The organism is Perlabentimonas gracilis (assembly GCF_011174675.1).
Lineage (GTDB): Bacteria > Bacteroidota > Bacteroidia > Bacteroidales > Tenuifilaceae > Perlabentimonas > Perlabentimonas gracilis.
In genome coordinates, this window is the sequence record NZ_JAANIG010000021.1 from 58,612 (window position 1) to 75,023 (window position 16,412).

Genomic DNA, 16,412 nt, shown 5'->3' on the forward strand with positions numbered 1-16,412 from the left:
AAAGCCCCTGAGGTTGCACAATGCAATATCCTCAGGGGCTTTTATTGTGATTAAGCTGAATCGTTTATTCTTGCTCTAAAAGTTCCTCAATAACTTTAATCATCTGTCTGAACTCCTCCTCGTCAAATAGGCGGGTGAGGAATGCAATTTCCCCGTCGCGATCAATTATTACATTGCGGGTAACCCCTGCGCTTTTATGCGCAAAGAGTTCAAAAATTTTCGAGTCCTCATCCAAGGCCAAAGGGTAGGTAATCTCCATTTTCTCAGCAAACTCTATTACCTTCTCAATGGGCTCTCCTCTGTCAACCCCCACAAGTACCAGTCCCTTATCCTTTAGTGGCAGCCATATATCCTTCTCGATATGCGGCATCTCTTTTCGGCATACGCCGCACCAGCTGGCCGTGAATTGAAGCATAACCACCTGTCCACGATGATCCGATAAGGTAAACTCGGTGCTATCCTGTAGAATTGTGGTGAAATCGGGAGCCTTTTGGCCTACTTTTACGATGTATCCACGATCGTCGGGTTCACCAGTTTGCGTAGCTTTATCTGTTCTACCACCGCACGAGCTAAGCCCAAGCGATGTAACTATCAGTAGCAAGATTGTTGCAATTCTGTTCATACAATAAGATTGTTAGGTTTGTTCTTGTTTGTGGGCAAATATAGCTGTTCATTCAAATCTGTTATATGATTAAAAGCAGACAAGATTGTTATGCTCGATGAAAGAATGCCCTGGCAGCAGCCATTAATTTGTTTCTGTTACTGTTATTGATAAATAACAACTCTTTGTGAAAGGCAATGTTTCTGTTCGAATACTTACGCTAGGCTTGCCGCCAATTGAACTCAGCTTTTCTTAGCCTGTCCATTATTGCTCTACCAACACCTGTTTCACACACTGGTTCTGCAATAATTAGTTCAATTTCATTGTCATCCTCAAACGAGTGCATGGCTTCAAACATATTTACAGCGTAATCCTTTAAGTCTTTTCTATCCGAAACTCTTATAACCTTGCAAAATCCATTTTCTACCTCTCCTGAAAACGAGATAAGCCCTGCTTTCGATTTGTCAAGATCCAAACTGGAACTATCGGCTATTAACAACTTCTTTCTGGGGCTGTAGTGCGATTTTAGCATTCCGGGTGCCGATAGCTTTTCAATAGCTGTTTCGCCATCAAAGGGAACAACTGTTTCCAGCTCCTCCTGAGTTATGATCCCGTTCCTAAGGATTTGAAAGCCCTTATCTGTAAGTTTGATAATGGTGGACTCAATCCCAACGGTAGTTTTACCCCCTTCGATAATATAATCAACGTTGGGTATCTGTTTTCGAACATGAGCGGCGGTGGTAGGACTAATGCGCCCAAACTTATTTGCGCTGGGGGCAGCAATTGGGCAATCCGATATTCGTATCAAATCTAAAGCAATTTCATTGCTGGGCATTCTAATGCCTACAGTTGGCAAACCCGATGTAACAATATCGGGGACAATGTTGCTTTTTGGCAATACCATGGTTAATGGCCCTGGCCAAAACTTCTCAGTCAACTTATGTACCCTTTCATCTGTATTAAGAACAAGATCTTGCAACTGGTGAATACTAGCAATATGCACAATCAGCGGGTCGAATGAAGGGCGTTCTTTGAGTTCGAATATTTTTGCAACAGCCATAGGGTCAAGTGCGTTTGCTCCTAGTCCGTATACTGTTTCGGTTGGGAATGCAACCAATTTCCCCTCTCGGATATATTTTGCCGCTACGTCTATGCTATTTAATATGCTCATTCTTTCTTGATGTAATGAATTGATTCAAAAACAGTAAACTCCCCAGAAGGCTCATGAGGCTTGCTAGAACAATTGCAAGGGAGAATGATCCTAAGAAATCATATAAAAAACCACCACTTAACGGCCCTGCAATGCCTGCAATTGCATATCCTAAAAATATGTAGGGATATATTATGCCAAGATTTTGCAACCCAAATACCTGAGCCGTTTCCTTGGCAAATAGAACGAAGTTGCCACCAAACCCAAACCCAATAAGAAATGAAATGGTTAGATACGAAACATCCGAAAGCGTGAGGAGATTCAGCATTAGGATAGAAACTGACTGAAATACAAGTGCTAAGAATATGCTTAAGCTTGCTCCAAGATAGTCGCTTAGAAAACCCCAGGTTAACCTACCTACAAAATTTGCAACGGCAAACAAGCCCACTCCAAGAACCAGACTGTGGTTCGTTATGTTATATTGGTTACCAATTATTCCCAAGCTGCCAATTATTAGCAAACCGGCAAAAGTTCCTAGAAATATACCGAGAAAGAGTTTTCTGAAAATACTTGTGTTTATAAAATGCGATATTTTTACTGCTTTTAGATTGTTGCTCGAGGAACTTTTCGCTTGATATGTAAGGCTTGATAGTAAAAAAATAAGTAGACCGTACGATATTCCAATAATCTTAAGCAGTTGGAGCACACTATGGCCATGACCTATTATTTTCTCAGATACAGTTGACATAAATACAGCACCTAATCCAAAACCTGCTGCGGCTATACCTGTTACCAGCCCTTTCTTTTGGGGGAACCATTGAACAGGCAGCGTGAGTGCAACCCAATAGCCGAATCCGGTGGCGATACCACCTAGAACGCCAATACCTAGTAGAATAAGCATGAAGTTACCCTGAGAGTGCCCGGCTAAGTAATAGCCTGAAAAGAATAGTAAACCCGAGATGTAACCTAAAAACCTATGATTAATTTTTCTTCCTAACTGTCCTACAAAAATCATTGTAATGGGGAATATGGCTATAAGAGTTCCAAATATACCCTGCGACTGGGATGCTGAGAAACCATAGCTTTTAATTAGCTCCGAAGCAATAATACTCCAAGCATAAACGCTACCGATACTAAGCATTATTACAAATGATGCAGATACAGTTAGGTACTTATTCATTTCAGTGGAGCCTTACTTTTTTAAGCGCTGTGATTTGGTAAGCACCTGCTGCTTTAGATCCTCCTTGTATTTAATTATTTTGCTCCTGATGATGCTGTTGGATGCAGAAACGATTTGTGCCGCCAGAATACCTGCATTTTTAGCACCATTAAGGGCAACTGTGGCAACTGGCACCCCTCCTGGCATTTGTAGGATCGAAAGAACTGAATCCCAGCCATCAATCGAATTGCTCGATTTGATGGGAACACCAATAACCGGCAATGGCGATATGGCAGCCACCATTCCCGGTAGGTGTGCTGCGCCTCCCGCTCCTGCAATTATTACATCTACACCACGTGTATGAGCGTTGGCGGCAAATTCGTAAAGTTTTTCGGGTGTTCGGTGTGCCGATACGATATCTATCTCGTAGCCAACACCTAGATGATCGAGTATCTCGGCAGCTTGCTGCATTATGGGCAAATCCGAGTCAGAGCCCATTACAATGCTTACTTGTTTTCTGTCCATGATTTTACCTTAATTAGTCCTTTTACTTTTTCTGCTTTTTGTAATGCGCATTCCAACGATGATGACATAACAGTTACATGCCCCATTTTTCGATAGGGTTTGGTTATCTTCTTACCGTATAGATGAACCTTAACGCCCTCAATTGCCATGCTTTCGGTTAGCCCTTCGTACATCACAGCACCTTGGTGTCCATCTTCGCCCAGGATATTAATCATTACCGATGGAAGTTTAATCCTAGTGCTGCCCAGGGGCAGATTTAGTATGGCACGCAAATGCTGCTCAAACTGCGATGTTATTATACTTTCGATGGTATGATGACCGCTGTTGTGGGTACGTGGAGCCATTTCGTTTACAATTACTTCTCCCTGCGAGTCAATAAAGAACTCCACCGCAAGCAATCCTTCCATATTGAGCAATTCAATAATATCCTTCGCAAAACAAATTGCTTTTTCCGATTGTTCAACCGTTATTGATGATGGGCATATCAACTTGTCAACCAGATTTGCCTTGGGGTCAAAAAGCATTTCAACTACAGGATAGCTTTTAATTTCTCCCTTTCCATTTCGGGCTACTATTACCGATATTTCTTTCGCTATTTCAACTTTATCTTCAATTACCGATGCTCCTGGAAGTAGCTTTTTCAGATCACTTGCATTATTGATAACTGCTACCCCTCGGCCATCATAGCCTCCCTTTCGGAGTTTTTGTACAAAGGGATAATGGATCTGACCCTTTTCAAGTCCTTCTAGTATCGCTGCTTCCGTTTCCCAAATTGCGAAGGGGGAGGTTGGGATTCCATTCCTTTTGTAAAACTCTTTCTGCAGGCCTTTGTCCTGAATTAGAGCTAGTATCTCAGGGTCGGGTACAATCCGGTGCCCTTCCGATTTAAGCTTCTTAAGGGCATCTATGTTAACATTCTCGAGCTCAAAGGTTAGAACGTCTACCTTCTTCCCAAATTGGTACACGGATTCGAAGTCAAGGTTGCTTCCTTTTATGTAATGCGAAGCAATTCTTCCGGCAGGACAATCCTCGTCGTTATCAAGAACATATGTTATAATGTCCCACTTGCTTGCTTCCTGAATTAACATTTTTCCCAGCTGCCCCCCAGCAATAATTCCTAATTTTAAATTTGATGTTACTAATCGTTCCATATTCAACCTTTGTTATATTTGGCAATATGCTTAAAATCAGTTCTATTAGGCTTGTTTCGTATTGCGGTGCAAAGTTAATGCTTTCGGGGCTTAGTATGGCGAAAAATCGTTATATTTCCTTTTCGGATTCTGTAATCTTAGTTTGCTTTATGCGTTTGTGCTAGGGGAGTTGTTGTTCAATATTTAGATACAATAAGAGTAGATTGTATTGCAAACCGGGCACTAATTAGGTGATATTTTCGATTAGTATGTTGGGGCTAGATAGAGGTGTAGAAGTTTAGGCTTAACCATACACGATTTCTAGAACTTCCTTCAATGAATGAGTCTATCCTGTAGTCAAACCCGAGCTCAATCTTGTTTGCTGGAGAAATGGCATAGCCAATAAAGCTTGCCCATCGAATCTCCATATCGTAACTTTTGCCCTGAAGAGAGTTCAAGTACTCATTGCTTAGCTTAGCAAAGAACTCCTTTGGATCAAGAGAACTCCCTTGTAATGGTATTTCAGATGATATTCTATAACGTAACCTAAACTCAGCATCATCGTCTTTTGCAAATGTTTGGTCAGTTAGTAACCTGTGAGCCAACCTAAAACCGGGATACCGTTTGATAAAGGTAATTTGCTGCATAGACCTATTCTTCAAACTGTTTTCATCTACTCGTGCCAAATAGCCTATGGCTATTGAGGTGTTTATGCCGATCTTTTTGGATGCCGCAATGGAGATATCGGTTAGTAGGTACTCATAGCTAAATTCCTGTTTTGCTATCGATTGCCTTGACTCGGTTTTAAGATTTAACGACCAATCTTGAGGCAACCTCTTGTTGAGGTTAATTGATGGTAAGAATCCGAGTACAAAAGAGCTTTGCGCTAGGCTATTTAGGGAAAATACTAGTACTGTTAGTAGGAGTAAACTATATCGCCTCATAATTAGTATACAATGTTTTCTGTTCTGTTAAGGACTATCTGTAGTTCATGGATAAACTCCCCTTTGCTGGAGAATAAGTATTCGAGCATCGTGTAGGTTCGGTCCACCTTGCTAGATATTACAATTTCATAGTTTTTTTTAAGATCGGAATCAGACCTTTTGCCTTGCAGGAACTCTAGAATTATGGAAGGTTCACCAGTATACTGAATCTGAATCTTTTCAATTGAATACTTATTATGCTTATTGGCAAGATACTTGGTGATGGCGCTGTATGTTTCATCAGGTAACTCATTGGGCTTAACCTCAATTTCTACGTCCACCAGCGATCCATCTTGCAGAAATTTAATACTATACCTGTTACCTGCGGATTTAGTTTTGGCTTCGTAGGCAATGGTTTCGAGGCCGATTTCCTTATACCATTTTATCCTTGAGCCAAAGTTCAACGAGTCAATAAAGTTTAACGCATCTTTTGGAACATCGCCTCTCTTTATGCGGGTTTCCCTTTCGTACTTAAGCTGAGCAAAATTCGGAATGGCTATGGCACTAAGCACAAGCAGAATGAATAATGTTCTCATAGGATCAAGTTTGCTAATTATTCTTTTTCTCAATTTTTTTAAACATCTTTTTTTACTATTTGTTTCGCGACTTACATGTGGCATATGATTTTTTTTCTAGATAAACGAATAGATATTTTGCTAGTTGATAATCTGTTGAAAATGCTAAAATCACAAAATTTGCATAATGTGACAGTCATACCTATTCTCATAATTAGATGTTAGAAACACTTTATCTTGACACGGAGTGCAGATTAGAATCAAGACCAATGTTTGTAATGAAGTTACACCATAAAGGCCTGCATTGCAGCAAGCCTTTGTGAATTAGTCGGGGTGATCTCGTCTCGTCATTTCTAATGACGAGACGAGACGCTCCCTTGCAGCCCATGCAAGCACCTCGTTTCGTGATTTGAATAGACAAACCTAGACCCCGAGGGCAAGTCGCCTTATGCTTAAATTTGTAGTGTTGATATCTTAGCCCTTTGCTCACGAGGCATCAAGCAGGTGAGCCGATTGCCGCAATGCATCAGCCGTATAAAACACCAAAGGCCTGCATTGCTGCAAGCCTTTGGTTAAATTAGTCGGGGTGAGAAGACTCGAACTTCCGACCCCTTGCACCCCATGCAAGTACGCTAGCCAACTGCGCCACACCCCGAACTAAAAATATAAATTTATGATTGTAAAGAACCTATGCTTTCTCATGCAAGTATCTCGTCAGCCATGACGAGACCACACCCCGAACTAAAAAAATATATTTATGATTGTAAAGAACCTATGCTTTCCCATGCAAGTATCTCGTCAGCCATGACGAAACCACACCCCGAACAAAAAAATATATTTATGATTGTAAAGAACCTATGCTTTCCCATGCAAGTATCTCGTCAGCTATGACGAGACCACACCTCGAACAAAAAAATATATTTATGATTGTAAAGAACCTATGCTTTCCCATGCAAGTATCTCGTCAGCCATGACGAGACCACACCCCGAACTAAAAATATAAATTTATGATTGTAAAGAACCTATGCTTTCTCATGCAAGTATCTCGTCAGCCATGACGAGACCACACCCCGAAATATTTAGCGGTTGCAAAGGTAAAGAATAATTTTTAATTGCCAAGCACTATTTTAGGCAATTTTAAACTCAGCGGATATACAATATTTTAAAACTTCATCTTAACTTTGTGCAAGCATAAGCTTTGAACTATTTTTACTCCTCATTGTTTCAAAACATATTCTCTAATCTAAATATATCGATATGGATTTATTCAAACCTCTAGAATCTAAAGGAGAGGAAAGCAAAAAAGGCTCAGCGGAGTCATCTAAAGAGCATGTTAAGGTATTAATCATTGGTTCTGGGCCTGCTGGGTATACTGCTGCCATTTACGCCGCACGAGCCAACCTTAGCCCAGTACTATACGAAGGGTTGCAGCCCGGAGGCCAGCTTACCACAACAACCGAGGTGGATAACTTCCCGGGTTATCCTCAAGGTGTTACTGGGCCTGAGATGATGGAGGATTTAAAAAAGCAAGCCGAAAGGTTTGGAACACAAGTTCGATTTGGTATGGCTACCGCTGCCGACCTTTCGAAGCAGCCTTATGCGATTACCATCGACAACGACAAGGTCATTACTGCCGATGCCCTAATTATTGCAACTGGCGCAACCGCTAAGTATTTAGGGTTGGACTCCGAAGAGAAGTTTAAAGGCCAAGGTGTCTCTGCATGTGCAACGTGTGATGGCTTCTTTTATAAAGGACAAGACGTTGCCGTTGTTGGTGGTGGGGACACCGCTTGCGAAGAAGCTACCTACTTAGCAGGTATCTGTAAAAAGGTATACATGATTGTTCGTAAACCTTACCTTCGTGCCTCCAAGGCCATGCAGGATAGAGTTGCAGCCACCAAGAATATTGAGGTGCTTTACGAGCATAATACCAAAGAGATTGTTGGCGATATGAGCGGAGTTAATGGCGCAATTCTCACCAATGGTAAAGGCGAGGAGGTTAAAATTGACATCACTGGGTTCTTTGTTGCCATAGGGCATCAGCCCAATTCCGATATCTTTAAAGAGTATATCGATATGGATGAAACGGGATACATTACTACCATCCCTGGCACATCCAAAACCAATGTAGAGGGCGTTTTTGCTTGTGGTGATGTTCAGGATAAGCATTATAGGCAAGCCATTACCGCTGCCGGATCAGGGTGTATGGCAGCACTTGATGCGGAGAGATATTTAGGCACAAGAATTTTTTAGAAAGCATAGGCTGATAGTGCTTTAAAGTATATAATACTTTTATTGAGTTTTGGATTAATTTTCAAAGCTCAATTTTTTATAAAAAGATTTAATGCATAAATAAAACAGCAATATGTATGTAAAAATGTTTATATACATAACTAAAATATGTTTTAAATCTAAATTATTTAATCAATTTAAAGGCATACCTCCTAATGGATAAAAGAATTTTGTAAGATATAGGCTGTGGTTGATAATAAACCCAAAAAAAACACTTAACTTGCATAACACTTTAACCAAAATAGGTGCTTCGCTCAATGAATGTTGAATTTACCACCGATTTACTAAAAAGTCTAGAAAGCGATGACCTGGTATTTGCCTACTCTGGGGTGATATCCGATACCATCACGCACAAAATAATTGAGTTAACGCAATCTAATATCGATTCGGCAGGGAATTTTGTGAGGTTTAAAAATAAAATCAGCTTCTTAATGGCTGAATGCTACCAAAATGTTGCCCGCCACAGTAAATACTCGGTTGATGTGCAGCTTAACTCTGATCTTAGGGGAGCCTTTTACGTTAGAAGTTTTGGTAACCGTTTTCATATAGCATCTGCCAATGCTGTTAGTATTGAGTTTATCGAAACCATAAAGGAGAAACTCGATAAGGTAAATAGTTTATCGGCGGAGGAGCTAAGGCTTTTGCAGAAGCAAGTTTTGGCTCAAGGTAAACTTTCCGAAAGGGGAGGGGCTGGGCTTGGAATAATAGAAATGGCCCGCCGAACCGGGCAAAAAATATTGTATGAATTTGAACCCATTGGTGACAACCTAGCCTTATTCTTCTTGCAGCTAAATATAGTTAACTCCGATGATCAGGTTGCTGTTGATCATGACTATTCGCTAGAGCATATGAAATCGCTTTACCGAAAGATGCAGCAAAACAACCTGCTGGTAATCCATAAGGGTGATTTCTCCGAAAATTCAGTTCTTCCGATAATTCATATGATCGAGAAGAATATTCTCAGGTTAAACGAGGTTAAGCATAACAAGCAAAAACTTTACAATATTTCGGTTGAGCTTCTGCAGAATATCTCAATGCATGCTGCAAGGAAAAATGGGGTTAACGAGGCACTGTTTACCCTGAAGAAGAGTGAGGATGGGTTTATTATTGGAACAAGCAATTACATCGATCAGGTTCAGGTTGACCCGCTTAAGGATTCTCTAAACGAAATCTACCTACTGACTAAATCCGAACTAAATAGCTTATACCGCGAGAAGCTCAGGCTTCTTGTTGATGAAGGTGTTTCGGGTGTGGGTATAGGGTTAATTTATATCTTCAGAAAATCGAATGAAATTCGTTACGCCATAAGCCCAGCTGGCGAACAGTACCTAGTTACTTTCCTCGTTAAGCTTTAGCGCTATTACTACTATTCAATTTCAACTGGCAGGGTGAAGAAGAACTCGCTACCAACCCCCTCAACGCTTTTTGCCCATATCTCACCACCATTAAGGCTTACAAAGTCTTTGCAAAGAAGCAAACCTAAACCAGTGCCCTTTTCATTAGAGGTTCCTCGCGTAGAGAATATTTCGGATCCAAATAATTTTTTTAGATTCTCACTGCTGATCCCTTGTCCGGTGTCCGATACCGAAACCATTACTAGGCCATTTGAGTGAGATGCAGTAGTAGTAACCACGCTGCCTTTGTCGCAGAACTTGATGGCATTGGCAATCAGGTTGCGAAAAACCAATTCAATCATTGCGCTATCGGCGTATGCCGTTATCTGGGGGTCAATCTGGTTTCTCAGCGTTATTCCTTTATTCTGTGCCTGCTCCTCGTATAACTTTAGCTTATCATCAGCTATCTCGCGAATGTTAAACGTGGATGGAACTACCTTAAGACCCTGCATTTGGCTTTGTGCCCACCTCAGCAGGTTTTCGAGCAGTTCGGAAGTGTACCCCACGTTCTTGGAGAGTTCATCTATAACATCTTTAAAACCATCTTCGGTAAAGTAACCCTCCTGGGTTAAGTTTAGCAGGGTAATTAGCGAGCCCAGCGGGCTTCTTAGGTCATGCGATATGATTGAGAATAGCTTATCCTTCAGGTTGTTTAGTTCCCTTAGCTGTTGAGCTTGCTCATGTATCTCCACATTCTGGCGGCTTATCTCAACGTTCTTTTGGTGGAGTAGGTGATTGGCCTTCTTCTTCTCGTTGTAGCTGTATAAGATATATGCCGAGAAGATAAGAATAAGCACAATCACCCCAAGGTAGATGTTGCGCATCTGGTTTTGATGAGATATAATGGCCTGCTGCAGCTCGCGCTCTTTGTTCAACAGGTCGATCTGCATCAGCTGCTCTCGGGTAACCTGCTCAGTTTCTTCTAGCATTCTTTGCTTTTGCACAAGCTCCATATCGCGTTCAACCAGCTCACGTTCTGTTGCCTGCTTCTCCGCTTCAACTTCACGTACCCTCGAGGTGGCTTGACTTACCATTTGCTTAGCCTCTTCCTCCTTACGCAGGATCTCCTCTTGCTGAATTTTTCGAGTAAGTGCTGCAAACAGATTGAAGTAATTGGCCGATTCCTCCCGCATATTCATTTTGTCGTATACCTTGGCGAATATGGAGTAGGCATTACGAAGCATCTTGGAGTCGTTACTTTCTTGGGCAATGCTCTCGGCTTGTTTCAACAAGTCAAGTGCATCGGTATACTTTTCAATTTCGTATAATACGTTTGCTTGATTAAGCATAGATGTTGCAAAATCTTGCCTTCGGTTAAGCTGTTGTGCCGACTCTCCTGCCTTAACAAAGTGCTCAATAGCCTCTTTAAAGCTTGACATCTCAGCATTTATAAGTCCAAGGTTGGTGTTTAGAATGTAAATGGCATTGTGGTTTCCAATCTTAATGGCCATTTGCAATGCCTTGTTGAATAGTGTCTTGGCATTGTCAAGATCGTTAAGAGCCCAGTAGGTGTTAGCCGCCTTGTTGTAAAAGTATGAAGCCTGATTTATATCCGATTGTTCTTCACTTTCAGCCCCAAGCCTAGCATCTTCTTGAGCCTGCGCTATTCTCTCGGTTTGTGCTTTAGATATAGTGGGTGGTAATGTAAAACCAATCACAATTGCCAAAACAAATGCATAACGATTTAAAAGGCTATGTGTTAATGATCGTCCCATCGAAAATTTAATCTTCCTTTTTAGGAATAAGCGTTAGGGGTATATCTGTTAACCGAGCAAACTCATCACCTTCCTCCTTCATATCCTCATCGTATTCATCGAAATACCAATTAATTTTTACCTCAAGCCCATTTTTGGAAAGCGCCTCAAGATGAGTAACAATTTCAAGCACCTTTTTTGTGGAAGCAGAATTAAGATATTGCATATCGAAGTTGACGGTTGTAACTTTTTGTGGCTTTGTTACATAGTGTTTGACTAATTCTTCCAGGGGCTTGTAGAATTGATCGATATCTTCGGGCAAACTTTTACCAGATATATCCATAATCCCACGGCTTGGATCGAAATGTATTTGCGGCGATTCGTCGGTTGCAAGTATCAGTAGTTTGCTCATTATTACATGTTGTTTGCCGGTTTAACAATACTTTCTACTAAATTTGGAATACTAAGATACGTATTATCTTCAATTTTTGGAATGTTTTTGACGAATCATCCTTTTTTAAAGGTATGATTGAGCTGTAGTTGAATTAATTATTCTTGTATTCTGTTTGTTGCATTTCATGCGTAGTTTTGAATTGCTTTTTGCTTAAAGAGTAGTTTTTTTTGATGAAGAAAATTAAGGTTTCCGCAAAGGAGTTAAAGCGTTTAGGGATTACCAATCCTAAGACGGTTGTTGCCATTGGCCAAGTAGCAACTAGAGTTGCCAAGGAACAGCGCTACTCTAAGCTACAAATACTAGAAATAATCAGCAATATCGTTGCACAACCAAATTCTAAGCATTGGAATAAAACTCCTCTTAAACCTTTGGTTGATATTATAAGGGAGTATGCAGTCGCTGTGGGAAAACCAGATTACGAGCAGGATGAGTTTAGTTATATTGATTTGTTGCCACATCCTCAAAGGTTTAAGGTTTATGGTGATGATTGTATAGAGGCTGGTGCCTTTGCCCAAATGGAAACCGCTATGAGCCTACCCATTGCACAGCAGGGGGCGTTAATGCCCGATGCGCATGAGGGGTATGGTTTACCTATTGGAGGTGTACTGGCCACATCCGAAAACGTGGTGATACCCTATGCCGTGGGGGTTGATATAGCATGCAGGATGTGTATGTCCGTTTTTCCGGTGGATGCAGACTACTTGGAGAGAAAAGGCCTAAGCCTAAACCAGCTCCTTGTTGCTAATACCGTGTTTGGAGTTGGGGCGAAGAATAAAAATCACCTGAATACAATGGTTTTTGATCGGCCTGAGTGGAATGCAACAAATTTTATTCGTAAACATCGAGATTTGGCTTTTAGCCAGTTGGGTACTTCAGGGGCAGGTAATCACTTTGTTGAATGGGGTACATTGATGGTTACTGAAAGTTGTGCTGAACTTCACCTGGAGAAGGGTGAATATCTTGCCCTCCTTTCACATTCAGGATCAAGAGGGTTTGGTAGTGAGGTGGCTAGCCACTACTCAAGGGTGGCTATGGAAAAGGTGCGTTTACCCCGCGAGGCAAGGCACTTGGCGTGGCTCGATCTTTCATCACAGGAGGGACACGAGTACTGGATTGCCATGAACCTCGCAGGGCACTATGCCTCGGCAAATCACCATGAAATCCACAGTAAAATTGCCCGAGGGCTAGGTATAGATCCGTTAGTTAAAATTGAGAATCACCATAACTTTGCTTGGAGAGAGAGCTTAAGCGATGGTAGACCAGTGGTGGTGCACCGCAAAGGGGCAACCCCAGCGGGTAAAGGTGAAATAGGTGTAATACCGGGATCGATGACACATCCAGGCTTTGTTGTTAAGGGGAAGGGGCAGGCGCTTAGCATAAATTCTGCTTCGCATGGTGCGGGTCGAAGTATGTCGCGATCGCAAGCGCTTAAAAAGTTCAATTGGGACGACCTGCAGAAGGTTATAAGAGACAAGGGAGTGGAACTTATTGGGGGTGATATTGATGAAATACCAATGGCTTACAAGAGCATTGATACCGTAATGAACCACCAGCATGATCTGGTGGAGATACTGGCAACCTTTCAGCCCCGTATAGTTCGAATGGCTGATGCTGATCGTCGTCGAAGAAGATAAGAAGTTAAAAAGACAGGGTAGTAATAGCTAAACCACGTTTACCTCCATCTCAAGGCTCACGTTAAAAAGCTCCATAACCGACTGCCGAATTTGATGTGCAAGTTCAACAACCTCCTGCCCAGCAGCATTTCCGAAGCTAACGAGTACTAGGGCTTGATCCTTATGTACCCCAACGTTACCAACTCGTTTCCCTTTCCATCCGCTTTTTTCTATCAGCCAGCCAGCGGGTAGCTTCACCATATTATCGTTTACTGGGTAGAATGGTACCTGTGTGTACTTTTCTTGCAACTCCTCAACCAGTTTTATGTCTACCAAGGGGTTTTTGAAAAAACTCCCAGCATTACCTAGCTCCTTAGGGTCGGGGAGTTTGGTATTCCTTATATTGATAACTGCTTGCCTAACGTTTTGTAGGTTTTTACCACCAAGTTTCTCCAGTTCCACCTCAAGATTGCCATAGTGTGTAATTAAATTGCACCTCTTACTGAGCCTATAGGTAACATGGGTAACTACCACTTTTCCCTTGAGCTTATTTTTAAAAATGCTGTCGCGATAGTCGAACTTACACTCCTGCTTGTTAAGGCTAAAATGCTCCAGGTTATCTATATAAATACCTTCTACTTTTTCAATGGTATCTTTGGCCTCAACACCGTATGCCCCAATGTTTTGTATCGGCGAAGCGCCAACAGTGCCGGGAATTAGCGAAAGATTTTCGAGGCCACAAAGCCCCATCGAAACGGTATGTTCCACAAGCGCGTCCCACTCAACTCCTGCTCCTACCCGGAGTTCAACGTAATCGTCGTTATCGGTTACTTTATCAATACCAACAATAGCTGGGTGAATTATGGCGCCAATGTAGTTAGAGGTAAAAAGAATATTCGAACCTCCCCCAAGTATTAGGTGCTTTATGCCATTGGCTTTAATCTGCTGTATGGCTTCTATGAGTTCTTTGGATGTGCTAACCTCAAAAAATAATGCGGCAGTTACATCAATCCCGAAGGTATTATATTGTTTTAGGTTAAAGTCTTTGTGCGGAGTAATCATATTTGGAAGTTTTTGCAAAGATAAAAAAATGTATTGGGCTCTCAGGTTTTTTTTAACTTAGCCAAAAAAAACGTTGGCTACAATATATTTACTTGCCACATCCGACATTGTCACCGATCAACGGGTTCATCGGTCCGCTCAAACCTTGGTTGAGGCAGGGCATAGTGTATGTGTGCTTGGCCGTAGGCTTAAGTCGACCCCTATCGAATTTACTAGATCGTACAGAGTCAAACTGTTTAATATTCTGTTCTCCAAAGGTGTTCTGTTTTATCTTATCTTCAATCTGCGAGCAATAGGCTATCTTTTGTTTCGAAGGGTAGACCTTATTTACGCCAACGATTTGGATACCCTACTTGCAGGGGCAGTACTATCAAGTGTAAGGCAAAAGAAACTCATATACGATAGCCATGAACTTTACACCGAGCTTCCCGAGCTGGTTCACCGTAAGCTGAAACGAATGCTTTGGCAACTGCTGGAGCGATTGATGATACCAAGGGTAGATGCCGGTATTACTGTGTCCGAAAGTGTTGCCACAGAGCTTAAGGCAAGGTACGGTAAAAGGTTCGCAGTAGTGCGAAACGTACCCATATCGAAAGTTGGTAAGGTTGCTTTACATTCAAATTCTAATGTCATCATATATCAAGGGGCCCTAAACATAGGGCGTGGCCTCGAAAAGTTAGTAGCCGCCATGCAATACGTTGAGAATGCAGAGCTGGTGATAGCAGGAACGGGCGATATAGAGAAACACCTCATTGGACTAGCTACGCAGCTAGGACTAACCAGCAGGATTCGTTTTACCGGACGGCTAGAAGCAGATGATCTGTTTGCCGAAACGACAGGGGCAACCCTTGGCGTTTCGCTTGAGGAGGAAATGGGGCTCAACTATCGCTATGCCTTGCCCAATAAGCTGTTCGACTATATCCAGGCAGGAATCCCTGTACTTGTTTCTGATATGCCCGAAATGGTGAAAGTTGTTGAGGATTACAATGTAGGGCAAACCATAGCCTCGAATTGCTCGGTTCGTTGTTTGGCGAGTAAATTAAGCCAAATGCTACGTAATAGAACCAAGTTGTTAGAGTATAAAGAGAATACTACTAAAGCAGCCATTGATTTATCCTGGGAGCAAGAAAGTTTACTATTTTTATCGATTGTTAGCAAGGTAGTTCCCACCAAGAAAAATATCAAACCAATATAAATCAATAGTTATGAGACAATTAATTCCACAAATCATTTGCTTTATGTTTCTTTTTCAACTTACGGGCTGTACCCAGGAGCGGGTAATACTGCTTCCCGAACCTCAGACAACAGGCGGAATGCCTCTGATGGATGCCTTGTCGAACAGAAAAACCTCACGAGAGTTCTCTCCCAAGGAGCTCGAACTACAAACACTCTCGAACTTGCTATGGGCTGCTAACGGTATCAACAGGGCTGATGACGGCCTACGTACTGCGCCTAGCGCTGTGAATTGGCAGGAGATTGATATCTATGTGAGTTTTTCCAACGGAGTGTACTTCTACAATGCTTTTGAGAACAGGTTGGAACTTTTTATGAAGGGTGATATTAGGGAGGCCACAGGGCGTCAACCCTTTGTGAAGGATGTGCCTGTAAACCTGATCTATGTTGCCGATTTTACCCGTATGGGCGATCGTGCCGAGGATGTGAAGCATTGGTACTCCGCTGCCGATGCAGCCTTTATTGCGCAAAATGTGTACCTGTTCAGTGCCTCAGAGGGGCTTGCTACGGATCAGTTTAAAAAGTTGTGGAGAAATGATAAAAGCATAATCTTTGTAGTTTTTAAATTACCAGGATTATGTCATCAGATAACGAACATTTTAACAGT

The 16,412-nt window shown here is 41.8% G+C and carries 15 protein-coding genes and 1 tRNA gene; 5 read left to right on the forward strand and 11 right to left on the reverse strand.

Annotated features, from left to right (window positions below; genetic code table 11):
• Positions 1-64 precede the first annotated feature (64 nt).
• From G8O23_RS10380 to G8O23_RS10415, 8 genes are all read right to left on the reverse strand, one after another.
• Entirely contained in the window at positions 65-622 is a 558-nt protein-coding gene (locus G8O23_RS10380; protein WP_166364527.1) for a peroxiredoxin family protein, read from the reverse strand.
• Positions 623-821: 199 nt separating this feature from the next.
• Positions 822-1,772 (reverse strand): L-threonylcarbamoyladenylate synthase, encoded by a 951-nt coding sequence (locus tag G8O23_RS10385; RefSeq protein WP_166364529.1) that lies wholly within the window; start codon positions 1,770-1,772, stop codon positions 822-824.
• A complete protein-coding gene (locus G8O23_RS10390) occupies positions 1,756-2,931 on the reverse strand; it encodes an MFS transporter (RefSeq protein WP_166364531.1) in 1,176 nt (391 codons plus the stop codon). Before G8O23_RS10390 ends, G8O23_RS10385 begins: the two co-directional genes overlap by 17 nt.
• 12 nt (positions 2,932-2,943) lie before the next feature.
• Complete coding sequence (gene purE, locus G8O23_RS10395) at positions 2,944-3,435, reverse strand: 5-(carboxyamino)imidazole ribonucleotide mutase (RefSeq protein WP_166364533.1); 492 nt, start codon at positions 3,433-3,435, stop codon at positions 2,944-2,946.
• Positions 3,417-4,586, reverse strand: a complete 1,170-nt coding sequence (locus G8O23_RS10400) for a 5-(carboxyamino)imidazole ribonucleotide synthase (protein ID WP_166364535.1) — start codon at positions 4,584-4,586, stop codon at positions 3,417-3,419. Before G8O23_RS10400 ends, purE begins: the two co-directional genes overlap by 19 nt.
• A gap of 257 nt (positions 4,587-4,843) precedes the next feature.
• Complete coding sequence (locus G8O23_RS10405; protein ID WP_166364537.1) at positions 4,844-5,509, reverse strand: DUF2490 domain-containing protein; 666 nt, start codon at positions 5,507-5,509, stop codon at positions 4,844-4,846.
• Positions 5,510-5,511: 2 nt separating this feature from the next.
• Positions 5,512-6,084, reverse strand: coding sequence for a hypothetical protein (locus tag G8O23_RS10410; protein ID WP_166364539.1), 573 nt, complete (start codon positions 6,082-6,084; stop codon positions 5,512-5,514).
• A 560-nt stretch (positions 6,085-6,644) separates the two neighbouring features.
• A tRNA-Pro gene (locus G8O23_RS10415) sits at positions 6,645-6,718 on the reverse strand.
• Between the two features lie 602 nt (positions 6,719-7,320).
• On the opposite strand from G8O23_RS10415, the gene trxB reads away from it, so the two are divergent.
• Together trxB and G8O23_RS10425 are read left to right on the forward strand one after the other, a co-directional pair.
• Complete coding sequence (gene trxB / locus G8O23_RS10420) at positions 7,321-8,316, forward strand: thioredoxin-disulfide reductase (protein WP_166364540.1); 996 nt, start codon at positions 7,321-7,323, stop codon at positions 8,314-8,316.
• Positions 8,317-8,612: 296 nt separating this feature from the next.
• Positions 8,613-9,710, forward strand: a complete 1,098-nt coding sequence (locus G8O23_RS10425) for a SiaB family protein kinase (RefSeq protein WP_166364542.1) — start codon at positions 8,613-8,615, stop codon at positions 9,708-9,710.
• An 11-nt stretch (positions 9,711-9,721) separates the two neighbouring features.
• Here the strand turns inward: G8O23_RS10425 and G8O23_RS10430 are convergent, their stop codons facing one another.
• Together G8O23_RS10430 and G8O23_RS10435 are read right to left on the reverse strand one after the other, a co-directional pair.
• Positions 9,722-11,464: a tetratricopeptide repeat-containing sensor histidine kinase gene (locus G8O23_RS10430; protein ID WP_166364544.1), complete on the reverse strand. Its 1,743-nt coding sequence runs from the start codon at positions 11,462-11,464 to the stop codon at positions 9,722-9,724.
• A gap of 7 nt (positions 11,465-11,471) precedes the next feature.
• Positions 11,472-11,855 carry a DUF1987 domain-containing protein gene (locus G8O23_RS10435; protein ID WP_166364546.1) on the reverse strand — a complete coding sequence of 128 codons (384 nt, stop codon included), beginning with the start codon at positions 11,853-11,855 and terminating at the stop codon, positions 11,472-11,474.
• A 212-nt stretch (positions 11,856-12,067) separates the two neighbouring features.
• Between G8O23_RS10435 and G8O23_RS10440 the strand changes: the two genes are divergently transcribed.
• Positions 12,068-13,531, forward strand: a complete 1,464-nt coding sequence (locus tag G8O23_RS10440) for an RtcB family protein (RefSeq protein ID WP_166364548.1) — start codon at positions 12,068-12,070, stop codon at positions 13,529-13,531.
• A gap of 27 nt (positions 13,532-13,558) precedes the next feature.
• Here G8O23_RS10440 and murB read toward each other — a convergent pair whose 3' ends face one another.
• Positions 13,559-14,572: a UDP-N-acetylmuramate dehydrogenase gene (murB, locus tag G8O23_RS10445; RefSeq protein ID WP_166364550.1), complete on the reverse strand. Its 1,014-nt coding sequence runs from the start codon at positions 14,570-14,572 to the stop codon at positions 13,559-13,561.
• A gap of 73 nt (positions 14,573-14,645) precedes the next feature.
• On the opposite strand from murB, the gene G8O23_RS10450 reads away from it, so the two are divergent.
• Together G8O23_RS10450 and G8O23_RS10455 are read left to right on the forward strand one after the other, a co-directional pair.
• A complete protein-coding gene (locus G8O23_RS10450) occupies positions 14,646-15,767 on the forward strand; it encodes a glycosyltransferase (protein WP_166364552.1) in 1,122 nt (373 codons plus the stop codon).
• A 10-nt stretch (positions 15,768-15,777) separates the two neighbouring features.
• Positions 15,778-16,412 (forward strand): SagB/ThcOx family dehydrogenase (locus tag G8O23_RS10455; RefSeq protein ID WP_166364554.1); only part of this gene is annotated, 635 nt, incomplete at its 3' end.

Bases quoted from the DNA above. Each gene is read 5' to 3' on its own strand.
- purE (WP_166364533.1), bottom strand. From the start codon at position 3,435: ATGGACAGAAAACAAGTAAGCATTGTAATGGGCTCTGACTCGGATTTG.
- G8O23_RS10385 (WP_166364529.1), bottom strand. From the start codon at position 1,772: ATGAGCATATTAAATAGCATAGACGTAGCGGCAAAATATATCCGAGAG.
- G8O23_RS10435 (WP_166364546.1), bottom strand. From the start codon at position 11,855: ATGAGCAAACTACTGATACTTGCAACCGACGAATCGCCGCAAATACAT.
- G8O23_RS10405 (WP_166364537.1), bottom strand. From the start codon at position 5,509: ATGAGGCGATATAGTTTACTCCTACTAACAGTACTAGTATTTTCCCTA.
- G8O23_RS10380 (WP_166364527.1), bottom strand. From the start codon at position 622: ATGAACAGAATTGCAACAATCTTGCTACTGATAGTTACATCGCTTGGG.
- G8O23_RS10400 (WP_166364535.1), bottom strand. From the start codon at position 4,586: ATGGAACGATTAGTAACATCAAATTTAAAATTAGGAATTATTGCTGGG.
- G8O23_RS10410 (WP_166364539.1), bottom strand. From the start codon at position 6,084: ATGAGAACATTATTCATTCTGCTTGTGCTTAGTGCCATAGCCATTCCG.
- G8O23_RS10440 (WP_166364548.1), top strand. From the start codon at position 12,068: ATGAAGAAAATTAAGGTTTCCGCAAAGGAGTTAAAGCGTTTAGGGATT.
- murB (WP_166364550.1), bottom strand. From the start codon at position 14,572: ATGATTACTCCGCACAAAGACTTTAACCTAAAACAATATAATACCTTC.
- G8O23_RS10425 (WP_166364542.1), top strand. From the start codon at position 8,613: ATGAATGTTGAATTTACCACCGATTTACTAAAAAGTCTAGAAAGCGAT.
- G8O23_RS10430 (WP_166364544.1), bottom strand. From the start codon at position 11,464: ATGGGACGATCATTAACACATAGCCTTTTAAATCGTTATGCATTTGTT.
- trxB (WP_166364540.1), top strand. From the start codon at position 7,321: ATGGATTTATTCAAACCTCTAGAATCTAAAGGAGAGGAAAGCAAAAAA.
- G8O23_RS10390 (WP_166364531.1), bottom strand. From the start codon at position 2,931: ATGAATAAGTACCTAACTGTATCTGCATCATTTGTAATAATGCTTAGT.